The following is a 25,558-nucleotide window of genomic DNA, read 5'->3' on the forward strand; positions in this document are numbered from 1 at the left end:
GCTATTGAGGTTGTTGGTCTAAAATCTTGAATGCCTCTTCTTTCACATCAATATCCGCCACTTCGTTAATGGTCATTTTGTAAAAATTATAGGCAAAAATCAAATGTGAAATAAACATCAAACTGCCACCAATAGCCCGCCAAACCCAAAAATCGAACATCAACACTACGCTATCAATAAATGGTTTACCTTCCATCCACATTAATCCCCTTAAAGTTGCTCCAACTGACAGCGGGATAGAGTAGAAAAGTAGCCCAATAAATGCCAACCAAAAATGAATTCCCACCAAATGTTGAGGAGGTTCTTTGCCCGTAAGTCGAGGCATAACCACATAAATACTACCCCAAAGTGCAAAAGTGATTAAGCCATAAAATCCTAAATGGGCGTGAGCCACCGTGAAATCGGTAAAGTGCCAAAGTAAATTAGTAAATTTGAAGGCTTCGACAGTGCCTTGCATCGAAACCAAAAAGTAGTAGATGACCGCCACCAAGAAAAAAGGCAAAGTATAACTGGTGGTTATTTTGTGCCAATGCCCCTTGAATGTCATCGTAAAATTGATTGTGCCAGCCACCACTGGAATAATCATGCCTACACTGCCTACAATGGCAACTGTTTGCAGCCACCAAGCAATGGGTGCAAACACAAAATGATGTGTGCCAATGATGGTATAAAACAGTATTTGTGTCCAAAACGCCAAAATACCCAAACTATAAGCGTAAATGGGTTTGTTGATTTGCTGCGGAATAAAATAATATAGCAAGCCGAGTGTGTAGAGAGTAAACCACATTCCAACACCTGAGTGCATAAAATAACCCTGAACAATGGTTTCGCTGACACCGTCTTGCCAAAAAGGCAAATAGGCAGTAAGTGCTACAATAATTGTAAAAATAATTGCCGAAACTATATACCAATTTGAAATATAAATCTCTTTGGTGGTACGGTTTGCCACCGTCATTATAAAATTGGCTAAGGTCAGAATCAAAGACACGGCAAAGAAAGCCATCACAGGCCATATATATTCTCTGAACTCGCCACCACCATTATTCATGCCCGACATGAGGCAAATTGTACCGAAAATAACCATCAAATTGGTGAGTATGAGGGCAATCCAACCCAATTTTATGCTGTAAATTTTGGTATTACTCACAATTGGAACTACATAATGTCCCAAACCTATCATGGCGATTGATGCCCAACCCCAAAACACAATATTGGTATGCACGGGACGTAACCTGCCGAAACTTAGCCAACTTTCATGGTCAATATCGGGGGCAATAAATTTTATTCCCAAATATTCGCCAATACCTGTACCCACTACTAACCAGAAAGTAGCACAACCAAAATACCAAAGTATCAATTGGGCGATTTGCGGCTCTAATGTAGGTTTGCGAACAGCTTTCTTTTTTAAGGAGGTAAAATGAGTTTCGTGTTTGTCCCGAATATTATTCAAAATACCGATAGAATCTTCTGCTTTTTGAGTGCCTGAAAGTTCTGTATTTGATAAATTAAAGTTTAATGCTGCCTCACGCTTGCTCAGAATTTTCTCTAATTCTTTGTCGTCAATATTTTTAATGTGTTCGGCAAATAATTGTGCTTCAATGATTTTCCCTTTGTTCAAATAGGTTTTAATGAGGTTATTTGCTTTTATCATTGCAAAAATAACTCCCAGTAAAATCGGAATAAAAATTAAAATGATGGTAATAATGATACCTGGTTGGCTAAAAAAATCTTGCCTTGGGTTGTTGAGGTCTTGGGCAAATAATGTAGAAGAGTAAAGTAAAAATAGCAATAATATTGTCAACGTTTTTGGCTTGTCACCTTCATTGTCCAATTTATTTTGTGCTTTCAATGTTTTGAATTTCCTAATTTGATTTTTAGATAAATTCTTCAAATATTCAGAAAAGTGAATATCAGTTCCCAATTTTTTCCATGCCTCATTTTCTGCAACTTCATTTTTAAATTTGAAATATTGTATGCCAATAAAAGCCAATAGAGGAATAAAAAAAACGAAGAAAACCAACCATAATGCCAAAGAATGGCTGTTGTCAGTAATTATGTTAGTGGCATTTTGAGCGTAGCTACTATTTGATAATGAGATAATTAGCAAAAATAAAAAAAGAAATTTTAGTGTTGTTTTCATGTTGAATTTTTGCCGTTTAGAGATGGTAAACGGTTACTAACAAAGATGAAAACTCTAAAATAAAATGTGTTACATAGTTTTATAAAAGAATTACATAATTCACACATTATGCTTTTAAATTAACCAAAATGCCCACTACATTTTGTAAATTTAATATAGCTGTTACTTATTTTTTAATTTTCAACAAATAGTTTAATTTGCTGATAATCAGCTATTTGTAGTTTTCATTTAAAGTAATATTACAAACATTGCAGGATAATATTTTTGTTGTAAAAACCTCTATGGATAATTCTCGTCACTGACTTTGGACAGCCGACGTTGCCTGTTTTTAAACGATGAAGAATACATTCAACTACTTCGAAAGGTTTTTAGTTTGCACCTTAAAATTAGCATCTATTTGAGAATCTTTTTGGCAAGTTTAAACAGCTGCACTTCAATAATTTTATTCATTTTCTAATTATTTCTGAGAATCTACTTTTTATCTTATGAATAAAACTATTCTCTGATTTCTCACTTTCAAGCTCGCCAATCAAAAAACCATAAGGTCTTAGAGATTGAATATGGTCGCAAATAATCTTTAAAATGGCGGTTAGCGGAATGGCGAGAATGATTCCAGGAATTCCCCAAATCAATTGCCCAAGTACCAAAGCCAAGATAGTAAACAGCGGATTTATTTTGACTTGTGGGCCCAATATGATTGGTTCAAGTACCCATCCTTGAAACGTTTGGACGGTGGCATAAACTATGATAATACTACCAAGCATTGAAGGTTCTGCTCCGTTTAGGGCTGCTACAAAAGCTGTAATAATAGTACCCACAATATTTCCAATGTAAGGTACTATTTCTAAAAAACCACAAAGTATAGCAAAGAAAATAGCGTTTTTCACGCCTAAAATACTAAAGCCAATGCCGTAAAGTATCCATAAGCAAACAATCATTTTAAACAACCCAAATAAATATTGTTGTGATACCTTTGCGGTTGTTTGAATGATATTTTCCATTTCGGCTTTATTTTTTTCAAGCGAAAGTTTGAGTAAAAATTGCTTGATATGGCTACGGTAATACAACAGAAAAACAAAATAGATGTACACCAAAACAAGATTTCCAAATAAACTCGAAAGCGAGCCAACCATCGTTTGCATAACATTGGCGTAAGAGGGCTGCTCTTTTTTTAAGATACTTAATTGCTCTTCATTAGAGAGTCCAAATCGATTAAAAATATAGGTTTGCAACTGAATTCCCGAATCTATGGCTTTCTGTTTTAACAATTCTACATCTTTTACTAAATCAGATATTTTCCAGCCAAAAAGTACAAATAGTCCACCAACAATAATAATAATAGTAAGAAGGCAGGAAAGTACAGCAATGAATTTTGGTATTTTTTTTCGTTGTAACAAGTTACAAAATGGCAAAAAAAGTGCAGCTAAAATTCCACCAAAACACAATGGCATTAAAAAAGCTTTGGCATAATAAAGCCCTGCTATTACCAAAAATATTAAAAGCAGTCTTTTGATAACCGAAGTGATAGTTATGGTCATATTTTTGGCATTATTTTAACTTTAAAAAAATTATGTTATTGTGAAATGAGCTTGCAGGAAATCAGAAAATGAAATTGACTAATTCCTGAGAATCATAATATTTCTGGATGATTAAAAAAACCAAATATGCCAATAATTATACCCTAAGAACTGAAATTTTAATGCAAAGCATTTTTTCTTTTTCCCCAAGTAATTTTATAAAATTGAACAATGACTAAAGGTATAAAACTTGCCAAAATAGAAACAATCCAAACCTTTATTGGCAGTTCAACCAAACCCAAAACCAAACGCATTTGAGGCGAAATATAAACCAGCACCATAAAACCAGTGCAAATCAAAATGGCAAGCCATACGAATTTGTTTTCGGTGATATCGTTTATCAATAATCTTGAACCGATAGAAGACATATTAAATACATGAAAAAGCTGTGCAAATGCCAATGTAATAAATGCTACATTGTTTGTTACTTTGTTGTCAATTGAGATTACTTGTTGACAATAAATTACAGCAAAAGCTACTGAAAGTGTTATCGTAATAGCATATAATGTGATTGCTACCCAATCTTTATTTTCAATAATTCCTTTCTTCGGATTTCTCGGAGGCTTTTTCATTACCGTGATATCACCCTTCCCTAAACCAAGAGCCAATGCTGGGAATACGTCTGTGACCATATTTAAAAACAAAATTTGTAAAGGAAGTAAAATGGCTGCTGGAGCAAGAAAACCTAATAAAGTTACGATAAATATCTCGCTCAAATTGCAGGAAACGAGGTAAATAACAAATTTTTGTATATTCTGAAAAATTGCCCTACCATGCGATATTGCCGCCACAATAGACTTAAAAGAATCATCTTTGAGTACAATACTTGCCGTTTCTTTGGCTACTTGAGTTCCTCGCTGTCCCATAGCTATACCTACGTCAGCTTTCTTCAAAGCTGGTGCATCATTTACGCCATCGCCCGTCATGGCTACTATATTGCCTGCCTTTTGATAAATGTCGGCAATGTCTAATTTTTGTTTGGGTGTGGTTCGTGCAAATACAGCCGTAGAAAGTATCTTTTTCTTCCATTCGCTTGTCAATGATTTTGTCGAAGGAAAATCCTTTCCCACGATTACATTTTGCTCATCGTCATCTACCAAACCTACTTTCTTAGCAATATTGAGAGCCGTCAAAGGGTGATCGCCAGTAATCATCACAACTTTAATACCAGCATCACGACAAGAAACAATCGCACCTTTGATGTCTAAACGGGGTGGATCAAGGAAACCAATCATTCCCAAATAAACCAACTCTTTCAAAAAATCATCAGTATTTATTGTCGTTTCTTCTCTGTAAGCAAATGCTAAAACCCTTAATCCATCGGCAGCCATTTTTTCGGATTCTTCTAAAATCGCATTTCTTTCATTTTTATCTAATTCTTTGATAGTTGCTCCAAATTGTATTTTGTTGCATTTTTCTAATAGATGTTCTACTGAGCCTTTTGCCCCTACCAAATTTCCATTCGGGCTTTTATGCAAAGTGCCCATTATTTTGGTGTCTGAACTAAAAGGGATTTCTGCTATGCGTTCATATTGTTTTTTCAATTCCTCGGCCGAAGTACCAGATGTATTTGCTAATTGAATCAATGCAATTTCTATGGGGTCGCCCAATACTTTCTTTTTTTCTTTGGCTATTTTTAAGGTAGCATCGTTGCATAATGCTCCGACTAATTTTAGTTTATCAAAATTTTCTTGACTTTTTTCAATTTCACCATCATCAAATTTTAAATTATTATTTTCGATGCTTACTTTTCGATTTTCTTCAGGAAACGAAAAAGTTTCTACATAAATCTTGTTTTCTGTTAAAGTTCCGGTCTTATCAGTCAAAATCACATTAGTGCTGCCCAATGTTTCAACGGAAGAAAGTTTCTTGACAATGGCATTACGTTTTGCCATTAATAACATTCCATGAGCTAAAGCCACCGTTGCCACAATAGGCAAGCCTTCGGGGAAGGATGCAATTGCTAAAACGATTGATGTTTTTATAATCACTACCCAATCTTTGTCTTGTATAATGCCCGTAATTGCAAATATTGAAGTTAAAATTAAGGTTAACCAAATCAACTTTTTGCTTAAAGCATTAAGTTTTTTGTCTAAAGGAGTCGCTGTTTCAACAGCATTTTCGACCAATGAGGTAATTGTGCCTAATTGCGTGTGTTGGGCAATGCCCGTAATGATGGCTTTGCCGTTTCCATTCATTACCGACGAGCCTTTAAAAACCATGTTGTGTTGGTCGCCAAGCACGGTATCTTTCAATAATTTTTCTGGATTTTTTTCTGTTGGAAGCGACTCGCCAGTTAGTGAAGATTCATCGCATTGTAATTGGTTTGATTCTACCAAACGACCATCTCCTGGAATCAAATCACCAGCTTCAAGCATTATAATGTCGCCTAAAGTTAAGTTTTCGGACGGAATTTCTTGTGGTTTTCCATCTCGAATTACTTTGGATTTTATCACATCCATCTCTTTTAGAGCATTCATAGAGCTGCGGGCTTGCATTTCCATCAAAAAACCAATCAAGGCATTCACCAAAATTACTACCAAAATAGCTATTGCCTCGATGTAATCTTGAAAATACAGTGAAACCGCCGCCCCAAATACCAATAAATAAACAATCGGACTTTTGAATTGCTCTAAGAGAATTATCCAAATACTTTTTTGTTTTTGGGCGGTATAAACATTTAAACCAAATTCTTTTGAGCGTTTTTCTGCTTCTGACTTGCTCAGTCCAGTATCGGCATTTGTTTGAAAAGAATGCAATATTTCCTCTACCGAGAGGGTATGAGAATTATTGATGGGATATTTAATATTCATACCGAAGAGGATTTTTGGTTTTTATTCGAGTTTGTTTTTTTTCTTAAAAAAGCGTCTCAGTAAAAAGTTATGTTGTAGAGCTTCAAGATTTTCGTCGAGTTTTTTGCTACCTGATTCTAAATTTTTCAAAGTAACTTTCATTGATGCGGCAGTTTCCGAATCATTTAATAATACTCCTACGGCGTTATCTTTTTGGTTAAGTTTATCACTGATAGTTTTCAAATTAGCCGTAAATTTTGTTACCGAATTTGAAGCATTATTTAATTGGGCGAGCGTTGCTTTTACGCTTTTATAGACGACCGTATCGCTTGCAAGGTCATTGATTGAATTGCCAGGTTTATTTAATTTGCCAGAAAAACCTTGCAGATTGGCTATTACATTCTTACTTTCTTCCGAAACTGTTTTTAGATTGGCAAGCGTTTCCTTTAGGTTATCAGCCGATTCACTTAGCTTATTGGCAATGGTTGGATCATTTAATAATGTAGCGAGCGTACCTTCTCCGCTATCTATTTTTTTGCTTATACTTTTGAAATCTTTTGTTATTTCGAGCAAATTTTTATTGTTTTCTTGTAATGTTGCTAACATATCATCGGTGCTTAGTCCATTTTCTACAGCTAAAAAGTCGTCTTTTTCAACTTGTGGTTTTTTTGCGTCTCCACCATAAATAATAACAATTTTGTTTCCTATTAAACCATCGGAGCCTATTTTGGCTTTTGAATCTTTATGAATATGCGATTCGGCATCACGCTCAATATTCATCGTTACCTGCACTTGCGAATCTCCATAAAAGCTGATTTTCTTTACCATACCCACTTTTACGCCCGAAAACCAAACGTTAGCACCCGTCTGCAATCCGCTCACATCATTGAAAATAGCATTGATGGTGAATGTTCTGACAAATGTTTTTTTCTGTCCTCCTAAAGTAAATATGGTGACAACCAATATTATTATACCCAGAAGTATAAAAATTCCGACAATTACTGGGCGATTATTTTTCAATGGTTTCATCATCATTTATAAAATTATAATCGTAAAATGTTTTTATATATTCTTCTTTTGAACTAAAAACGTCCTTAAATTTGCCTGTAGTTAAAAATTTGCCTTCCATTAGAATCGCTACTCTATTTGCGGTATTTTTTGCACAAGTCAAATCGTGGGTAATGATTATAGAACTGGTATTATATTGTTTTTGAACTTTTGTAATCAGGTTATTTATTTCAATACTCGTGATAGGGTCAAGCCCCGAAGTTGGCTCATCATAAAGCATAATTTCGGGTTTCATAATTAAGGTGCGGGCAATACCGATTCGTTTCCTTTGTCCGCCCGATAACTCGGAAGGCATTTGGTTGATGGTTTGCGATAAACCCACTTCATTCAGCACTTCTTCGATAGCAAGATTAACCTCATTTTTGTTTAATTCACGCTTATTTCTTGTGAGTGGAAATGCCAAATTCTCTTTGACAGTCATACTATCATACAAAGCACTATTTTGAAAAGAAAATCCTATTTTCGACCTCAACTCTCGCAATTCTTTCGGGTCTATTTTATCTACTTCTTGCCCAAATACTTTTACAATGCCACTATCAGGTTTGAGTAAACCTGATATAATTTTAATTAAAACCGATTTTCCACTACCCGAACGCCCCAACACTGCCAAATTTTCACCTTTGAATATTTCAATATCAATTCCATTTAGTACGGTTAAACTCCCAAAAGATTTCTTTAAACCTTTGATGAAAATTACCGCCTCTTTGTTGTCGATATTGGTTGTTTTTTTATTCATTATTAACGGTTTTAAAATTTCCACCGAGCTTTGGTTGCTCCTTTTTTCAAGAAGGGGAAACATCTCAAATACCAGTATAACTCATCTTATTGCATTAACAAATTGTACAATAATCATTTCTTCTACAAAAATCAAAAACATAGAAACTACCACCGCAGCATTTGCAGCTCGACCTACACCTTGCGTGCCATTTTGAGCATAATAACCTTGGTAACAGCCAGCAACTCCAATGGTAAAACCGTAGCAAATAGCCTTAAAAATGGAGGAGTTTATATCTAAAAACGAAATGGTACTAAAAGCATTTTTGACAAATGCTGCAAAACTGGTTTGTTCATTTTGGTGAACATTTATGTACGAACCGAGCATTCCAACCAAACCAGAGTATAAAGTCAAAACTGGAAGCATAAAAGTGGTGGCAATGACACGACTAACAACCAAAAATTTGAAAGGATTGGTGGCTGAAACCTCCATTGCATCAATTTGCTCGGTGACTTTCATCGAGCCTAATTCTGCACCTATATTAGAACCTACTTTTCCTGCGGCTATCAATGCTGTAACTAAGGGTGCTAATGCTCGAATGATAGCAATAGACACAAGCGATGGCAGCCACGAACTTGCCCCAAATGTTGATAAAGAGGGGCGAGATTGCTTTGTAAAAACAATGCCTATGATAAAACCAGTTAAAGAAATGAGGGATAAAGATTTATAGCCTACGTTGTAGCATTGATTGATGATTTCTCGCCATTCAAAAGGAGCAGAAAAAGCTTCTTTAAAAAACAAACCAATGAATTTGAAAACATCATATATTTCCAGAAAAAAAGTATCTATACCTTTTGAGATAAGATACTTTTTTTTCGGTAAAATGTCATCATTAGCTTTCATTTAATCGTAATTTTAATATTTTACTATAAAACCATTGATTTCTTATTTTGTCAAACTTGAAATAAAACTTGTAAGATGTTTGTTAAATTGCTCTGGTTGCTCAAGGTTTGCCAAGTGTCCCGCATTTTGTATAATATGGAGCGATGAATTCAAAATTTTACCATATAATAATTCAGCTTGGATGGGTGGTGTAACAATATCTTCATTGCCACAAAGTATGAGTGTGGGAACTGAAATTTCATGCAGTGAAGCACACATTTCCGAACGTTGTGCCAATGCCTCAAGAGTGCCGATAACTGTTCTTTGGGGAGTTTTGAGGATAATGTTTCTTATTTCTTCGACTAATTCTTTTTTATTATCCAATGAATTTTGACAAAATACATTGGCAATAAATGTATCGGCAAACTTTTTCAATCCTTCGGCTTTTATCTGCGATATAGATTTGCTACGTTTTTCTTTGGCTTCTTCTGAGTCGGCAATACATTGTGTGTCACTTAAAACAATGGCTTCAAATCGATTAGGAAAACGATGGACAGCATTCAGCAAAATATATCCACCCATTGACAACCCACACACAATTGCTTTTTTTATTGCCAAAGCATCCATAAACTTCACTAAATCATTACTAAATAAATATATACTTTCTGGTTCATCATTACTAATTGATGCCCCAAAACCTCGTATATCATAAGCAATAACTCGATGTGTTTTTTTTAGAAACTTCATTTGAGGTTGCCAAGATGACTTGTCAAATGGAAATCCATGAATGAAAATGATTGGAATATCGCTCTTTCCAAAATCATCAAAACTAATGGTAATACCATCAATGTCAATCATATTTTTGTTATCTCCTTTCATATTTTTGATTTTTATTCAGAAAATTGTTTTTAAAACAGACCTCCATCACTATTTATTTACTCGCCAAAAATCTCATTAGATAGTTTGTCGTCTAAATGATATAAATCGTTTCGAAAATTTAGATGTCCAGTATTATCAACCCATGCCGTAAAATATGCAATATAAACTGGCACAGTAGGATTTACACGAATAATCGTTTCATTGTCTGTTTTAAGAATATCTTCAACCTTTTCTGTATTCCAATTAGTATCTTTTCTGAGTAAATAAAGTGCTAATTTTTGAGGTTCAGAAACCCTAATGCACCCATGACTAAATGCTCGTTTCGACTCTCCAAAAAGTCCTTTTGATGGCGTATCATGCAAGTAAATGCTGAAATTATTAGGAAATAGAAACTTGATTTTGCCGAGGGCATTGTTTTTTCCTGGTTTTTGGCGATAATTACCATTCACCACCTCCATGTTATTATTGGCCAAATAATTAGAATTTCGGCTAATTTTGGGCAAAATCTCGTTCTTTACAATGCTCGTAGGTATTCCCCAATAAGGATTTAACACAATTTGAGAGAGATTACCTTTAAAAATACTAGTTTTCGTGGCAGACTTCCCAACCACTACGTTCATCTCCCAAACCTGTTTTTTATTTTCAAAAATATGTAATCTAAATTCCGGAATGTTAATAAGCAAATAGTCATTCTCCATCTCAACCGGTATCCAACGCAGGCGTTCCATATTGACCATCATCTGTTTAATTCTGAAATCAATCGGTTTATTAAATTCGGCGATGGTTGCAATGTTTATTTTCCCATTTTCTACCAATCCCATTCGGTGTTGAAAACGCTGAACTGCTTTCGCCAAAGAATCGGTAAAGTATATGGTGTTGTCATTTAATTTTAAATCGCCCGTTAAAATCAAATGCTGTTTTACATTTACTAAACACGTATTGCTATCGCCTACTACAATTAGTTTTTTGTCGGTAATGACAGTTGGTAGCCCCCCCTTTTTCTGAATACCACGGTACTGCCTTAATTTTTCTTTTAAAAGCACATAGTATTGATTGACAGGCTCTTGTATTTTTTCGCCTTTGGTCAATGAAACCAATGAGTCGAGCAAAACTTGATAACTTTTCTTTTTTCGAGGAATAAACCATTCGAGGTCTAGTGGGTCTTTTGTGATGCCACTATATGCTTTTTCGGTATATTTAAAAAAGGTGGTTGTGAGTAATAATTCTAATTGTTGAACACGATTTTTTTGCAAAAGAAATATCTTTTCATCGTTTTGAGCAGCTATAATCAAAGAATCTAAAAGCTTGTTATTGAGGCTACTATCTGCAAAATCACGGCTATAGCTTTGTAATTGACTATAAAAATTGGGCACTGCATTGGTCAATCCACTCTTGTTGAGCCATGCAAATTGATAATTACGTCTGGTATAAAATTGATTTACTTCGTTTTGGATAGAATCGGAAGCAGCGGAGGTTTTGAAAAAAGTAGTGATGGCTACACTATCAATTAATAAATCGGTAAAGTTTTGAGATGAATAAACACTTTCATCGGCTAAAACCACCCTTTTTTTGTTTTTTCCTTTGTTGCATCCTGTCATTGTTATCACAATAAACAAACAACTAAGAAACGCAAAACTTCTAAGGAAAGCTCTACTTTGAGAAAAGCCTTCCTTAGAAATAAATTTTTTAACTATGTATATAAAGTAAACTACCATTGGCTAATACAGGAACTACCTGCGGAATAAGTTCTTGCGGCAAAGCTGGGCAACCAAAGCTGCGACCAAGCCGACCGTGCTGTTGAACAAACGATGTACTAACATAAGTAGCACCGTGAATAATTATTTCTCGTCGGCGAGCATTATCGTTGAGACCTTTTTCTAAGCCAAATAACAATAAAGCCGAGCCATGTTTTGGACTTTGAATTTCGTTCCCAACTAAATAAAATCCCAAACTACTTTGGTGTGACTCCATTTTGTTAGAAAACGAACGAGCGATATTTTCGCCCGATTTCTGACCATGTGCTACCAAAGATGAAAATAACAGTTTTTTCTTGGCAATATCAATGACAAAAAATCTTTTTACATTCGAGGGCAACGCAAAGTCAACAATAGTAACGATTGGTTTTGCAGGATGAAATTTTTCAAAACCAATTAAAGACTCTTTAAAAGCATCATAATTGACAACTCCTGAGAGCTGGCAATCGGTGTAAAGACATTGTATTTGGTCAATTTTAGTGACAGTTTTGACTTCTGATACGGGAGATTTTGCAAGAAAAATATTAAGCAATAAAGAAACTACTTGGAAGCTAATTAGCATAATTTTATCGATTTCATGTATAATGTTTTATTATTAACAACATTATCTACTAAATCATTGCTATTATGACTAATTATCTTCCATGTGTAGTTGTTTTTATTTCTTATCAGAACTCAACAAATCATAAAATTGGTCAAGTTTTGGCATTAAAATAATACGTGTACGACGGTTTTTTGTTCGACCGTCAGCAGTACTGTTCGTTGCTAAAGTGTTGTATTCGCCTCTACCGGCGGCAATCAATTTATTGGGGTCGATATTAAAGTTTTGTTGCATTACTCTTACAACCGAAGTAGCACGTTTAGCACTCAAATCCCAGTTATCGGCAAGACAATCGGTATTGATTGACACATTATCAGTATAGCCTTCTACCATTACTTCCAACTCAGGTCTTGATTTGATGATAAGAGCTATTTTCTCTAAAACGGCATTTGCTTTTGGCGATATTTTGGTACTTCCTGTGCTAAACAACATTTTGTCTGAAATATTAATAAAGACTACTGTTTTATCAACTTTTATCTCTACATCTTTGTCTTCAATGCCGTTTTTCAGCACACTTGTAAGATTTACGGCCAAAGCTAAATTAATCGAATCGGCTTTGGTTCGAGCTGCTTGAAGCAAATAAATGTATTTGTCTTTTGAGGCTAATTGAGATAAAGTTTTATCAATGTTCGCATTGGCTTCTTTCGATAAAACGGTCAAGTTACCTACTGCATCGAGTTGTTTATCACGCAAACCTTTAAAATCAGAAATTTGCATTTTTAGGTCATTTATTTGCACATCCCGTTGTTGAACTGTGCTGAGCGTAGCATTTTTTTGATTTTCAGCATCTTGTTGCATTCTTGACATAGTTTCAAGTTTGTTTTTGTAATCTTGCACTGTATCGCCACATTTTACTAAATCAGATTCTGATTTTTCATATCTTGACTGTAATTCAGTCAGTTTCTTTTTGGCAACACACGAAGTCATCGTAAGCCCTACGAGCAAAACGAATAAAATTTTAAAAGGAGTTTTCATGATAAATTTTAGATTAATTATTTTAAGATTTATATTAAAAAAGACTGTTTTTCTCACAATAATAGAGAGAATTAAGCCTCTGGAAGGATAATTTAGTCCAAATATCTTCTTAATACCCAAGCCGTAGTTTCGTGCTGTACCATGATTCCCGTAAGAAAATCGGTTGTGCCAGCATCTTTGCTTTTTTCACATGCTTCAATATCTTTTCTTAATTCGACAATGATTGATTCGTGGTCGCTCAATAATTCTATCAACATTTCTTTTTGTGAAGGATAAACATTGGGCGATTCATTAAGTCTTGTTTGGGCGGCAAATTCTTTCATTGTACCGATAGTTTTGCTACCCAATTTTCCGATGCGTTCGGCAATTTCATCAATCGTTTCTTCAAGTTCTGTATATTGGGCTTGAAACAATTTATGAAGTTCCATAAAGCTCTGTCCAGACACATTCCAATGAAACTTTCTTGTTTTGATATAAAGTGTCATTTCGTCTGATAAAATGACAGCCAGTATGCTAACGCTACTATGTAAACGTTCTTGCGTGATGCCTATGGATGGTTGCATGATTTATAGATAATTAGTTTTATGCTTTTTGTTTAATAAACCAAGGTTTGGAATTTTCGTCAGGATTTCCCAAAAGAACTCCCCAAGGCTTTAATGGTTCGATATGATCGCAAATAATTTTAATGATTGCCGTCAAGGGAAGAGCCAGAAACATTCCTGCAACTCCCCATAAAGCACCCCCCACCAATACGATGATGATAGAAATAAGTGCATTGATTTTCACTTTTGATGCTACAATTTTTGGTATAATAAAATTATTATCAATGAGCTGAATCAATATATATGCTGCTAACACATACATGCCATAAGTAAGGGGTTTTGTTGCAAGAGCAATAAGTAAGGGTAGCGAAATTGCTATAAGCCCGCCTATATATGGAATCAAATTGAGTATTGCACCCATTACGCCGAGCAAAATGGCATATTCAATGCCAATTATTAATAATGCCGTTGAGTTTAAAAATGCTACAATACAAGCTTCTAACAAAAGTCCAATTAGATAGCTTTGAATAATTTGTTTTGTAGAAATAAGCACATCGTCTACTTTGCTAAACTCAGTCTTATTAAAAACCTGATGGATGAAATTTAAGAGATGAGATTTATAAAATAATATCAAAAAGATATAAACAGGAATAAGTAAAAGCACAACAAGGCTATTTCCGGTATTAAGAAGTATTTTTGCTATTGCGGTACTACTTTCTTTCACAATTTCAGTGCGTTTTTGAGTAATAAATAAGTTGATTTTATCTTTACTAATGTCAAAATTTTCAGAAACCCATGTTGTACATACACCTATCAATTGATTAAATTTTACTAAAAACTTAGGAAAAGAATCACTCAGCTTGCCTATTTGAATAGAAAGCAATGTGATGATTAGAAAAGTAAGAGCAAGAGCCAATACAAGCGTAACTGAAATGACTAATACACGATTGATTTTTTTATTAACAAAAAAGTTTATTATAGGATTTAATAAAATTGCTATAATAACTGAATAAATAATGGGTAAAATAATACTCTGTGTAATAAATAGTATTTCAGTAAAGGCAAATAAACCAATAATGATTAATGATATTTTTGCATATATGGGAAATCGCAAGGTGTCTTTCATTTGACTAAAGATTTTTAATTCATCCATATTTCGTTCTATAAAATTACCTCCAACGGCTCGGTTCCCAATAATAACCTCGTTGAGTTGTCTTCCATTGTCCTTGAGTATAAGTACGATTTCGATTCGGAACTACCCAATAGCTATCTTTCCTCATATATGTTTTTGTTTGGCTATTCCAAACCCAATCACCATTTATCCAAATATGATTGTTACTCGGACGTGCAGGTCTGGGAGTTTCTACGTAATCTGGTTTTACAGTAATATAAGCTGGTTTACAACCAACTAATAGTCCGACCCCTATCAAATGGATTAAAAAAGTAAATTTTTTCATAATACTTTACTCTAGATCACGATTCGTCTTTTGTTGTTCGTACTAAGCCAATGCCAGAAACGAAAAATATAAGTCCAATCACACCATAAGTAATAAGTGATTTAACGTTGTGTGTTCCGCCAGATGTACCTACAAATAATGTGGCAGCATAAATGAGCCCTCCGATTCCGAGTACGGTAAGCAATGCCCCAAAGATTCTTTTGATATTCATGAGTTTATGTTTTAGAGGTGTTTTGTGGTGATAAAAAGTTGTGTAAGATTTAGTTTTTAAGGTTTTTACAAATAAATTGGCTTGAATAAGAACTTTATACTCGAATATCCATCAAAGAATTAAAAATTCCGAATACTTTTAGTAGCCAAACAATGATAACAACTACAACGACAATATTGAGGATTTTTTTAATTTTTCTGTCCATCGGGATGTAGTTATTGACAAGCCATAAAAGAATTCCTGCAATAATTAAATAAATCAAAATATTGAATAGTGTCATGATGATAATGAGTTAAAAGGTATGTGTCAAAGGTAGTTTGCTTACCGACTGTAAGTGTTATATAATTTGAGGAAAGAGTTATATCATTCACACATTTCATTGTGTTTGAACACTTCTATAATTCACTCTTTCTCGAACTCACAATTATCACAATGCCTCCAATTAGCAGCACTACGCCCAAAATTGGCGACCATTGGATAGGATTGTTTTTTTCTTGGGTTATTTTTATTGCTCCTAAATCAACTACTTTTTCGGTAGTTTTAAAATTGAAACTATTGTAAGCAATCATTAGGATTCCAATGATTACAATAACGATTCCTATTACTTTTGTTTTCATGGTCTTATTTTTTGAAAAATATATTTTTATGTGAAACAGTTTTTTTTGGTGCAGTTATTTGTGTTTAATTTTGATTTATAAGTTTGCCAATTCCCATAGCCAACATGCCGTTTTTTCGTTTAATGATGACATTTGAGTAACCATTAAGTTAATTCCTTTTTTAGACATACGCCAATCAATGTGCATGGTGCTAATGTCGGCATCGTATATATAAATTTTTTTGAAATGATGGCTGCTATTAATTCCTGCCAAATGGCACACCTGAAATGATTTTTGTAAGGCTTCTATTATGAGTTCTTGCGAAATATCGTCGGTAAGTGGTAAATTCCGAAGTGAATATTGACGCTTAGAATCATAAAAAGCCTCTTCAATGAATGAAGCCAGTTTTTCATCTGATGAATAACGAATAATATTATCTGTTTCCATAGGAAAAAAATTTACACTAATGATTTTAATTCTTCAAACAGCTCTCGTTGTTTATCAGTTAGTTTTTCGGGAATTTGTACTTGTAATTGAATATATAAATCTCCCAAAACATCAGACTTCTCATAGATTGGCATTCCTTTACCTTTTAGGCGAATAGTTTTACCATTTTGAGTTCCTTCGACAATTTTTATTTTTACTTGTCCAAATAAAGCATTAACTATCAGTTCTCCACCCAAGGTAGCCGTATATAAATCAATCGTTTGAGTACTATATAAATCATTTTCTTTACGTATAAATTGGTTATGCTGCCCCACCCGAATTCGTACAAACAAATCACCTCTATGGGCTTCACTACTTCCTTTTGCACCTTTTCTTTTTATACGTAATTGTTGGTCGGTGTAAGATCCTGGTTTAGTAGTAATACGCAGTTTTTCATTATCAACTTGAATGATTCGACTCGTGCCTTGGTAGGCTTCTTCCAAAGTAATTTCCATTTCTGTTTCATAATCGCCGCCTCTTCTATGTTGATTATTTCGAGCACCTCTTGTTGTTTTCCCTGAAAAAAATTGCTCAAATAAATCTGAAAAATCTGAAGCTCCATCAAACCCCTCATTTCCATAATACTGCTGGTTTCCGCTTCTTTGATTAGCAGTTTGTTGGTGCTGCTGCCAATTTTCGCCTAACTCATCGTATTTTTTTCGCTTTTCAGGATTACTTAAAACGCCATTGGCTTCACTTACAAGCTTGAATTTTTCTTCGGCTTCTTTATTATTAGGGTTTTTATCTGGATGATATTTTACTGCTAAAGTTCGATATACTTTTTTTATTTCATCCTGAGTAGCTTTTTTATCTATTCCTAATATTTTATAGTAGTCTCTATAATCCACGGCATTGTTAGGTTAAGTATGAATACCAAGTATTATCATCTCAATAAAATGGGGGAAATCTTTTATTAAATAAATAACTTAATTCTATCAAATAAATCACGAAAAAAAGTAATAAATATAGTATTATTCCCCTTTCTCTTCCTCCAAATCGTTATGGTTATCTCCGCCTATGCTGTAATAGTTATTCTCTTCATCTTCACTACCAATGTCTTCTTGTGCATCGTCCAATTCCGAACCTGGCACATCTAAGTCATCGCCCAACGAATCATCAAAATCTTTTTCATTTCGAGTTCTAACTTTGCCGTTATCAACCGTTTCTTTTATCTTAGAAACATCTTCGGGGTCGATCAATACATCTTTTCGAAATTTGCTATAAATATCTTCGCTGGCAGGATATAATGGATACCCCGGAAAATTGATAATTTCTTCCTTTTCGATTTGCTTTTTTAGCAAGTCAGTGTTGTTTTTGTTTTTCATAATAACTTGTATTAGTTTTTAGAAAAATACTCTTTAACAAAAGCATGCTGTTGATTTTCTGTCATTTTATCGGTCTGCGTCACTTCTATTTTTATTTTATCGAAATGATGATCTTCTTTCAAAATATTCAATAATTCGACTTTGGCAGTAGTCGGGCCAAATAGAACCACCTCTTCGTAGTTAATGATAGTTTCGCCCAATTCTTTGTAAAATTCTGCTTGCAGTTGCTGTTCTTTGTAGTGCATTCGGTTTTCGCCCTTTACCATACTGATTTCTCTTTCCTCATGCGTAAATTTCGATTTAATGGTCTTTGTTTCAATCGGATTACTTGAAAATCCCATTATATAGGCGATTGAATGATCCATCCAAATGCCTAAATATTTTGCTTTTGTCATATTCAATAGTAAGGTTTATTTTAGTGTACTACCACGATTTTTATCATAATCTTTTAGTAAGATATCTAATGAATTATAATACTCTTCAAGTATTTTTATGGTTATTTCAGGAGTAGTTTCATTAGGAATCGTAACGGGCATTTCGGCTATATATTTCGATAATTCAGGAAATTTCTCCTGAATCAGCATCGTGATTTCCAAAATATCAGCATTGAGTTCTTTTTGAGTTTTCATAAGGTCTGTGCATAAAAAGTAAAAAAAATCGCTTTTACATAAAGATTGGTAAAAGCGATTTGTATAATCACCACAAAACACTAAAACTTGTAACCTAATGAAACTTGACCTACGGCATTTTTTCCACTACCCAAAAATGGTCGAGAATTATCATTTGTTACATCAATAAAACCTTGATTATATCTCACGCCAACCATTAGTTTGCTGAAATTATAACTCAAACCAGCCGTAAGACCAGCATCAAATTTCTTGAAAGCATCTACCGTCACCTTGTTATCATTATAAGATTTATAATCTGGTGAAGATATTAGAAACGATACAAAGGGGCCTACCTGCAAATCGAAAGCATCTAATTTAAAAGCTACTGGCGTCAACAAATCGATGTAGTTCATGTTTACTGTTTGACTTTCATTTAAGAACTTAAATCCAGCACCTTTCACCGAATAACTCAATTCGGGTTGTATCGACATAAAATTTGGCGAAATTGGCACATCTGCAAAGCCTCCTACATGAAAACCGAAGCGTTCTTTTTTATCAGGCAAATTGGTAAACGAAACATTTGCCGCATTGAGACCTGCTCTTATGCCAAACTTAATTTGAGCTTGAGATACTGTGTTAAAAGCTGCGAGAATCAGAGCCGCCAAAACAACTCCCTTGATATGTTTATTTTTCATTGTTGTATGTTGTATTTATAATGTTAAAAACTGAAAAGGCATAAGCAATAGATTGCTCATTGATAGCTCATCATATTTATTGTACTTCCTTTTCAGCTTCTGATTTCATCTTGTTATTGGCAAAAATAGCAATTTCTACCCGACGATTTTGTGAGCGACTATAATCTGTATCATTTGATGCCGCTGGTTGACTTTCGCCTTTTCCTTGTACTTTAAGGCGACTGCTACTAACACCAGCAGAAGTAAGCTGATAAGCCACAGCACTTGCACGTTTTCTGGATAAATTTTGATTGAATGACTCAGAACCAACATTATCAGTATGACCAACGATAAGCAAATTAGAGTCTGGGTTTTGCGTTAAAGTTTCGGCAAGTTTTCGCAAATCTTCCTTGTTAGGTTCTTTCACATTGTTTTTACCGAAATCAAATAACAATTGGCTATCGAAGGTTACTTTAATACCCTCACCTACCCGCTCTACTGTAGCAGCTTTGCCCAAATCATCCTGTATTTTTTTGGCTTGTTTATCCATTTTATTACCTATTATTACCCCCACTGTTCCACCTACTGCTGCACCCAAAATAGCACCAAGTGCTGTGTTATTTTTTTTGTTACCAATAATACCACCGATTACAGCTCCCGAAGTACCGCCTATAACAGCCCCCTTTTCGGTCTTGTTCATCTTTCTTTTTGTTTGGCTTTGGGTGGTTTTACATCCTGCAAACAAAACACCGAATAGTACGAGTGAAAAAAATATTTTATTCATTGTTCTTGTGTTTTTATAATTAATAAGTAAATATGTAGTATAAACTACACTTTAAAGTTTTTTAATCGCCTGATAATCAAGCTAATAATATAAAATTAAAGCAAAAGAATCAGTAACAATAAGATAACTATAATTGCTCCAATAGAAAGATAAATTCCTCCACCAATTTGTGCAAGATTTGTTTTTAAAGTACGAACTTCTTTGCGTAATTGTTTCTTTTCCTGTGAGCTCATCTGAGATTTATCCATTGCTTTGATTTCGTTTATGCGAGCAATCATAGCATTGGCTTCTGCCGATTCAACTGCTTTAGTTTTAGCTATTGAAGTTGAGTTTGTTTCAGCTTTTAATTGAGTCGGAATAAATGATAATAACATAAACAATGTCATTACAGATAGTGTTATTTTTTTCATTTGAATAGTGATTTATTTCCCGTAAATGACGGGGCATTGTGAAACGATTTTCACTATGCAAATGTCAGTAGCTTTGAAGTTAAAAGTGTTACATAACTTTTTATATTAGTTATATCATTCACACATTTGAAGGAAGAAAAGGGAAGAAAAAACGAGGGTATTATTTCACATCATCGAGTGTGTTACGTTTTTTGTCTTTAAGCGATTTGAAGAAAGAAGGAGTGAGGCCTGTTATTTTTTTGAATTGATTGGAGAGATGTGCCACACTGCTATAATGCATTTTTGCAGCAATTTCAGTAAAATTTAGTTCATCATAAATGATTAGCTCTTTTACTCGTTCAATTTTATGCTTCATGATGTAATGCTCGATGGTTGTTCCTTCTGTTTCTGAAAAAAGATTTGCCAAATATGTATAATCGTGATTTAATTTTTCGCTCAAATAAGTAGAAAAATTCATTTTTGGCAATTCATCAGTATAATGAACCAGTTCAACAATAACATTCCTTATCTTTTCAATTAGTACCGACTTTTTGTCGTCCATGAGTTCAAGACCTGACCTTAATAATGCCGTTTTTAATTCGTCGTGCTGCTGTTGTGTAATATTTTCCATTATTTCTGCTTCACCCAAACTAACATTTACGTAGTGCAGCCCGAGATTTTTCAATTCCTCTTTCACCACCATTTTGCACCGCAAACTCACCATGTATTTTATATATAGTTTCATGCTTCATATAGTTGAAAAGGTGTGAGCCCTTAACACACAATTTTACATTCTATCCATGTACCAATTCAGTTCTTTTTCCATTTTTTGAAAATGAAAAATGGTATCAATAATATTTTGTAAACGCATAAACGCCGTTTCACTTTTCACCACATAATCAAATGCATTATGGTGCATACAATTAACCGCTACATCAATTTTATCTTGAGAAGACAACATTATAACGGGTATCTTAGAATTAATGGCTTTTATTTCGACCAATGTTTCCAGTCCGTTCATGGCATTTTTATTGATGCCATCAAGGTGGTAATCTAAAATGATTACATCGGGGTTGTGTGATAAATGCTCAATGCAAAGTTCGCCACTTATGTAGGTTTCAACATCAAAATCGGCGTGTTGTAGGAATTCAATTTCTAATGACTTCAAAAATAATGCGTCGTCATCTACCAGAAAAAGTTTTATTTTATTTTCGTTTTTCATCATTTTGTATTTTTAATCTTATTAAGCTCTTCTTTCAATTCTTCACAAGCCTGTGTACAGACATTATCAAGTTGTGAAACCAGATCAATTATGACATCTGACTGCTGATTCATATTGGCAAATTCTTGAATTTTTTTCGCAATCGTCTCAAAATCGGCATTAATACCCATGATTGCGAACGAAGGAATCATTTTATGTACTGCCCCATATAATAATTTCCAATCTTTATCAAGCAGGCTTTGTTTCATTGTATTTATCAATGGTGGAGTTTGTTCTAAATAAAGTGAAATCATTTCCATCATCAATACTGGGTTTGATTTTGTTCGCCGAATTAAATAATTAAGGTCTGTACATCTTAATTTTTTAGGCATTGGTTCTTCCTTTACATTTGTTTCAACGGGTATTATAAACGCAGGTTTTTTCACTAAGCCAACTATTTTACTATACAATAACCTTTCGTCGATGGGCTTAGCGATATAATCATTCATGCCTACGTCTTTGCATTTTGCCAAATCTACTGTTGTTACGTCAGCCGTTAGAGCAATGATTGGAATTTTAGAATTCATTGTATTACGAATGTACTCCGTAGCTTCAAAGCCATTCATTTCTGGCATTTGCAAATCCATCAAAACAATATCATAGGTATTATTCTCTAATTTTTCGATGGCTAATTTTCCATTGGCAGTAATATCACATGCAAAGCCAAAATCATCTAAGAGGGTTCTCATTAGCAATTGATTGAGGGCCATATCTTCTACTACCAATACTTTTATATCTTTAATTTCCGAATCTAATTCCATTATTTCAGTTTCTAATATTGCTTCAGCATTTGTCTTTTGAAAATCTAATGTAAAACTAAAAGTAGAGCCTTCATTCTCTTTACTTTCTACCCTAATACTGCCTCCTTGTGGCTCTAATAATTGTTTGACGATGGCAAGCCCTAAGCCTGTACCGCCATATATTCTTGAAGTTTCGCTGGTTGCTTGTTGAAAATTTTCAAAAATATTTTCTATTTTACTTTCTGATATTCCGATTCCAGTATCTTTAACTGCAAACTCAATGGTTACTTTTTCTTCATCTTCTTTCAGCAAAATAACACTTACCATAATTTTCCCTTTGGTGGTAAATTTTACGGCATTGCTCACTAAATTCAAGATAATTTGGTGCAAACGCACGGGGTCGCCAATTATAACTTCTGGAATTTTGGTGTCATAAGCTATATCCAAAGCCAAATTCTTCTCCTGAATTTTTGTTTCAAACAAATGAAGCATGGAAGAAATTGATGCCGACAATTTGAAAGGAATATGCTCAAAGGTCATTTTTCCTGCATCAACTTTTGCTAAGTCGAGTATGTCGTTGATAAGTACAATGAGGGCATCTCCACTGAGCTTTACAGCCGATAAATATTCTTTTTGTTTGACCGTCAATGGTGTTTTTAACAATACTTTCGTAAAGCCGATAATGGCATTCATTGGTGTACGAATCTCATGGCTCATGTTCGACAAGAATTGTTGTTTCGACCTCACCGCTACTTCGGCAATTAGGGCGGCATTTTCGGCTTTGCCTTGTGCTTCTTCGGCAATGGCAGTTGCTAACTCGGCAAATACCTTTGCCTCTATCAATTCTGTTTCAATTTTTCTCTGTTCAGTTATATCTCTTGCCACTACCACCGCCCCAAGCACTTTACTTTGCTCGTCTTTGTAAGTTGAGCCGTTAAATAGCACATCGGTGAACTTATGGTCTTTGATGGTGAGAGGATAATCGGACACAAAACCTTTATTAAATACTTCCTGATACACTGCTTGTGCTTTTTGTGGGTCGGTAAAATAATCAAAGAAATCGGTGTCTGTGAGTTGCTTTCGAGTGAAACCTGTAATATTAGCAAAGGCCTCATTCATGTCCGTAATTTTTCCTTTTGAGCTTATGGTTATCAAAGGGTCTCGACTGGCTTCAATGAGGCTTCGAGAATATTCTGACAATAGTTTTTCTCTTGTTAATTCTACTTCTTTGTTTTTTTGCTCAAGTTCTACATTAATTTGTTCGAGTATTCTGTTTTTTTCTTCCAGAATTATATTTTTTTCTTCCAAAAGTTCTTCATTTTTTATTCTTTCAAATTCAATTTCAGCCCGTTTGGCTACAATTTTTAAAATTGACGAAACTGTTTCGATGTCCTCAATTTTTTTCTGGTGTAGTACTGCAATTAAACCAATGGCATTTTCATTTGTATCGTACAATGGAAACCCAATAGAACCCTCCACATTAAAGTTAGCAAGAGTTTGGCTTTTTGGGAAAGCCTGTCTGCAATTTTCGGGGTAGGCATAAATTGTGCCACGAACCACCTGCTCGCAAGGGCCATCGGCTAAAGGATAGTGTATATTGTCAGTTAACTTACCAAAAGAAGTGATAGAAATGGTCTGAATATCGAATGTTCCTTCTTTATTTTGCTCGAGTTTCCCTATAAATACATGATTGAGTTTGGTCGAGTCGGCGATAAATTGTACGAGCGAATCGAAAAATTCATTTTGAGTTTTATAGCTCGCAAAACGTTCGGAGAAGTCAGTCAGAAACCTTTTATTATATTTACTGAGGGTAATTTCTTGGTTTTTTCGTTGCAACTCTTCGTTGGCTTCTTGCAATTCAAGCGTGCGTAATTGTACTTTTTCTTCTAATTCTTTCGCCTTTGTGTGTTCGGTTTCAAGGTTTTTGTTTTTGGCAAGCACTTGGTCAGTTACTTCATAGCCAATTACTAAAATAGAATAAATGATTTTATTCTCATCATAAATTGGTTGGTAACTAAAATTAAAATACCTTATTTGAGGTGATAAATTTTCATCACGAGCCATTGTTATAGGAAGCTCAATGCCTACATAAGTTTCACCTGTATTATAAACATTTACTAACAAATTCATAACCGATTGGTCGTCGATTTCGGGCAGAATTTCCAAAAAAGGTTTTCCAATTGCTTCTATGCCAACATTCCAAGTTTTTAGCATTGGCTCATTCGCCAAGTCTAATACCATGTTTTCTCCCTTAAAAACACAAATGGGATTGGTAGCTTGGTCAATCAAATTATGAAAACGTAATTCACTTGCTTGTAAGGCATCTATTGATACTTTGCTTTCATTAATAGTCTTGTTATTTTTTGATGACAACATTTTTTGGTTTTTAATATCGTAAATTCAGTTCCCAATGTCCTCAATCGGACTACGTCTTTTGTCTTTCAATTGCTTGAAATGGGACGGCGAAAGTCCCGTAACTTTTTTAAACTGACTTGATAAATGAGCTACACTACTGTAATTCATCTGGTTGGCAATTTCTGTAATGTTCATTTCACCGTAAATAATCAGTTCCTTTATCCGCTCAGTTTTGTGAGAGATAATAAATTGTTCAATGGTAGTGCCTTGTACTTCTGAAAATAAATTGGCCAAGTAAGTATAATCATGGTTCAATTTTTCACTTATAAAGTCAGAAAAGTTTGTTTTGGGTAATTCATCGGCATGATGGACCATTTCGATAATAACATTTTTTATTTTTTCAATCAGCATCGCTCTTTTGTCGTCCATCAGTTCGAGTCCTGCTTCAAGTAAAGCTATTTTTAAATGCTCTCGTTGCTCTGTAGAAAGGGTTTCCATGACATCTACTACGCCCAAATCAACTACGATAAAGTGTAAACCAAGTCCTTTCAATGCTTCCTTTACCATCATTTTGCAACGAGTACTCACCATGTATTTTATATATAGTTTCATTTCGTAAAGTTTTTCTCTAAAATGGCTAAGAGATAGTAATTGGGGAATGTTTTTTTTTAAAGTCTAAAATTCACGGCTCAAAACTCTTTCACTTATACAGGCTTCATATCTACTTTTTATCACCGTAGAAATCAT

28 protein-coding genes are annotated in these 25,558 nt (G+C 34.3%); all 28 read right to left on the reverse strand.

The features are described from left to right. Nucleotide 1: 1 nt before the first annotated feature. The 28 genes from ACH2CJ_RS04525 to ACH2CJ_RS04660 all read right to left on the reverse strand — a co-directional run bounded on the left by ACH2CJ_RS04525 (nucleotide 2) and on the right by ACH2CJ_RS04660 (nucleotide 25,423). Entirely contained in the window at nucleotides 2-2,140 is a 2,139-nt protein-coding gene (locus ACH2CJ_RS04525; protein ID WP_394991037.1) for a cbb3-type cytochrome c oxidase subunit I, read from the reverse strand. A 446-nt stretch (nucleotides 2,141-2,586) separates the two neighbouring features. Beyond that, nucleotides 2,587-3,678 (reverse strand): AI-2E family transporter, encoded by a 1,092-nt coding sequence (locus ACH2CJ_RS04530; protein ID WP_394991038.1) that lies wholly within the window; start codon nucleotides 3,676-3,678, stop codon nucleotides 2,587-2,589. A 158-nt stretch (nucleotides 3,679-3,836) separates the two neighbouring features. Beyond that, entirely contained in the window at nucleotides 3,837-6,530 is a 2,694-nt protein-coding gene (locus ACH2CJ_RS04535) for a cation-translocating P-type ATPase (RefSeq protein ID WP_394991039.1), read from the reverse strand. A 21-nt stretch (nucleotides 6,531-6,551) separates the two neighbouring features. Further along, nucleotides 6,552-7,529: an MlaD family protein gene (locus tag ACH2CJ_RS04540; RefSeq protein ID WP_394991040.1), complete on the reverse strand. Its 978-nt coding sequence runs from the start codon at nucleotides 7,527-7,529 to the stop codon at nucleotides 6,552-6,554. Then, on the reverse strand, nucleotides 7,519-8,313 hold the full coding sequence (locus ACH2CJ_RS04545) for an ABC transporter ATP-binding protein (protein ID WP_394991041.1): 795 nt from the start codon (nucleotides 8,311-8,313) through the stop codon (nucleotides 7,519-7,521). The genes ACH2CJ_RS04540 and ACH2CJ_RS04545 overlap by 11 nt, the downstream gene beginning before the upstream one ends. An 81-nt stretch (nucleotides 8,314-8,394) precedes the next feature. After that, nucleotides 8,395-9,195, reverse strand: coding sequence for an MlaE family ABC transporter permease (locus ACH2CJ_RS04550; RefSeq protein WP_394991042.1), 801 nt, complete (start codon nucleotides 9,193-9,195; stop codon nucleotides 8,395-8,397). Between the two features lie 42 nt (nucleotides 9,196-9,237). Beyond that, complete coding sequence (locus ACH2CJ_RS04555) at nucleotides 9,238-10,053, reverse strand: alpha/beta fold hydrolase (protein ID WP_394991043.1); 816 nt, start codon at nucleotides 10,051-10,053, stop codon at nucleotides 9,238-9,240. Nucleotides 10,054-10,109: 56 nt separating this feature from the next. Continuing rightward, the gene (locus tag ACH2CJ_RS04560) at nucleotides 10,110-11,651 is read right to left on the reverse strand and encodes a murein L,D-transpeptidase (protein ID WP_394991044.1); all 1,542 of its coding nucleotides are present in this window, start codon (nucleotides 11,649-11,651) and stop codon (nucleotides 10,110-10,112) included. Between the two features lie 88 nt (nucleotides 11,652-11,739). Further along, on the reverse strand, nucleotides 11,740-12,369 hold the full coding sequence (locus tag ACH2CJ_RS04565; RefSeq protein WP_394991045.1) for a murein L,D-transpeptidase catalytic domain family protein: 630 nt from the start codon (nucleotides 12,367-12,369) through the stop codon (nucleotides 11,740-11,742). A gap of 96 nt (nucleotides 12,370-12,465) precedes the next feature. Continuing rightward, nucleotides 12,466-13,383 carry a flagellar motor protein MotB gene (locus tag ACH2CJ_RS04570; protein WP_394991046.1) on the reverse strand — a complete coding sequence of 306 codons (918 nt, stop codon included), beginning with the start codon at nucleotides 13,381-13,383 and terminating at the stop codon, nucleotides 12,466-12,468. A 92-nt stretch (nucleotides 13,384-13,475) separates the two neighbouring features. Next, complete coding sequence (locus ACH2CJ_RS04575) at nucleotides 13,476-13,946, reverse strand: Dps family protein (protein WP_394991048.1); 471 nt, start codon at nucleotides 13,944-13,946, stop codon at nucleotides 13,476-13,478. Between the two features lie 19 nt (nucleotides 13,947-13,965). Further along, nucleotides 13,966-15,078 (reverse strand): AI-2E family transporter, encoded by a 1,113-nt coding sequence (locus ACH2CJ_RS04580; protein ID WP_394991049.1) that lies wholly within the window; start codon nucleotides 15,076-15,078, stop codon nucleotides 13,966-13,968. Between the two features lie 16 nt (nucleotides 15,079-15,094). Continuing rightward, nucleotides 15,095-15,382, reverse strand: coding sequence for a hypothetical protein (locus tag ACH2CJ_RS04585; protein WP_394991050.1), 288 nt, complete (start codon nucleotides 15,380-15,382; stop codon nucleotides 15,095-15,097). 16 nt (nucleotides 15,383-15,398) lie between these two features. Continuing rightward, nucleotides 15,399-15,593 carry a hypothetical protein gene (locus ACH2CJ_RS04590; RefSeq protein WP_394991051.1) on the reverse strand — a complete coding sequence of 65 codons (195 nt, stop codon included), beginning with the start codon at nucleotides 15,591-15,593 and terminating at the stop codon, nucleotides 15,399-15,401. Between the two features lie 94 nt (nucleotides 15,594-15,687). Beyond that, a complete protein-coding gene (locus ACH2CJ_RS04595; RefSeq protein WP_394991052.1) occupies nucleotides 15,688-15,873 on the reverse strand; it encodes a Thivi_2564 family membrane protein in 186 nt (61 codons plus the stop codon). Nucleotides 15,874-15,988: 115 nt separating this feature from the next. After that, nucleotides 15,989-16,210 carry a hypothetical protein gene (locus tag ACH2CJ_RS04600; RefSeq protein WP_394991054.1) on the reverse strand — a complete coding sequence of 74 codons (222 nt, stop codon included), beginning with the start codon at nucleotides 16,208-16,210 and terminating at the stop codon, nucleotides 15,989-15,991. A 75-nt stretch (nucleotides 16,211-16,285) separates the two neighbouring features. Then, entirely contained in the window at nucleotides 16,286-16,636 is a 351-nt protein-coding gene (locus tag ACH2CJ_RS04605) for a hypothetical protein (RefSeq protein WP_394991056.1), read from the reverse strand. 11 nt (nucleotides 16,637-16,647) lie between these two features. After that, the gene (locus tag ACH2CJ_RS04610; protein WP_394991057.1) at nucleotides 16,648-17,523 is read right to left on the reverse strand and encodes a DnaJ C-terminal domain-containing protein; all 876 of its coding nucleotides are present in this window, start codon (nucleotides 17,521-17,523) and stop codon (nucleotides 16,648-16,650) included. A 123-nt stretch (nucleotides 17,524-17,646) separates the two neighbouring features. Then, complete coding sequence (locus tag ACH2CJ_RS04615; RefSeq protein ID WP_394991058.1) at nucleotides 17,647-18,000, reverse strand: hypothetical protein; 354 nt, start codon at nucleotides 17,998-18,000, stop codon at nucleotides 17,647-17,649. 11 nt (nucleotides 18,001-18,011) lie between these two features. Continuing rightward, entirely contained in the window at nucleotides 18,012-18,395 is a 384-nt protein-coding gene (locus ACH2CJ_RS04620) for a hypothetical protein (protein WP_394991059.1), read from the reverse strand. A 15-nt stretch (nucleotides 18,396-18,410) separates the two neighbouring features. Further along, a complete protein-coding gene (locus ACH2CJ_RS04625) occupies nucleotides 18,411-18,629 on the reverse strand; it encodes a hypothetical protein (protein ID WP_394991061.1) in 219 nt (72 codons plus the stop codon). Between the two features lie 80 nt (nucleotides 18,630-18,709). After that, nucleotides 18,710-19,303 (reverse strand): porin family protein, encoded by a 594-nt coding sequence (locus ACH2CJ_RS04630; protein WP_394991063.1) that lies wholly within the window; start codon nucleotides 19,301-19,303, stop codon nucleotides 18,710-18,712. Nucleotides 19,304-19,379: 76 nt separating this feature from the next. Further along, nucleotides 19,380-20,066 (reverse strand): OmpA family protein, encoded by a 687-nt coding sequence (locus ACH2CJ_RS04635; protein WP_394991064.1) that lies wholly within the window; start codon nucleotides 20,064-20,066, stop codon nucleotides 19,380-19,382. A gap of 95 nt (nucleotides 20,067-20,161) precedes the next feature. Beyond that, nucleotides 20,162-20,476, reverse strand: a complete 315-nt coding sequence (locus ACH2CJ_RS04640) for a hypothetical protein (protein WP_394991065.1) — start codon at nucleotides 20,474-20,476, stop codon at nucleotides 20,162-20,164. A gap of 160 nt (nucleotides 20,477-20,636) precedes the next feature. After that, nucleotides 20,637-21,200 (reverse strand): helix-turn-helix domain-containing protein, encoded by a 564-nt coding sequence (locus ACH2CJ_RS04645; protein WP_394991066.1) that lies wholly within the window; start codon nucleotides 21,198-21,200, stop codon nucleotides 20,637-20,639. 42 nt (nucleotides 21,201-21,242) lie between these two features. Continuing rightward, nucleotides 21,243-21,680 carry a response regulator gene (locus tag ACH2CJ_RS04650; protein ID WP_394991067.1) on the reverse strand — a complete coding sequence of 146 codons (438 nt, stop codon included), beginning with the start codon at nucleotides 21,678-21,680 and terminating at the stop codon, nucleotides 21,243-21,245. Further along, nucleotides 21,677-24,832, reverse strand: coding sequence for an ATP-binding protein (locus tag ACH2CJ_RS04655; protein WP_394991068.1), 3,156 nt, complete (start codon nucleotides 24,830-24,832; stop codon nucleotides 21,677-21,679). Before ACH2CJ_RS04655 ends, ACH2CJ_RS04650 begins: the two co-directional genes overlap by 4 nt. A gap of 24 nt (nucleotides 24,833-24,856) precedes the next feature. Further along, the gene (locus tag ACH2CJ_RS04660) at nucleotides 24,857-25,423 is read right to left on the reverse strand and encodes a helix-turn-helix domain-containing protein (protein ID WP_394991069.1); all 567 of its coding nucleotides are present in this window, start codon (nucleotides 25,421-25,423) and stop codon (nucleotides 24,857-24,859) included. Between the last annotated feature and the right edge of the window lie 135 nt (nucleotides 25,424-25,558).

It is taken from the genome of Emticicia sp. (assembly GCF_043780375.1).
Taxonomy (GTDB): domain Bacteria; phylum Bacteroidota; class Bacteroidia; order Cytophagales; family Spirosomataceae; genus Emticicia.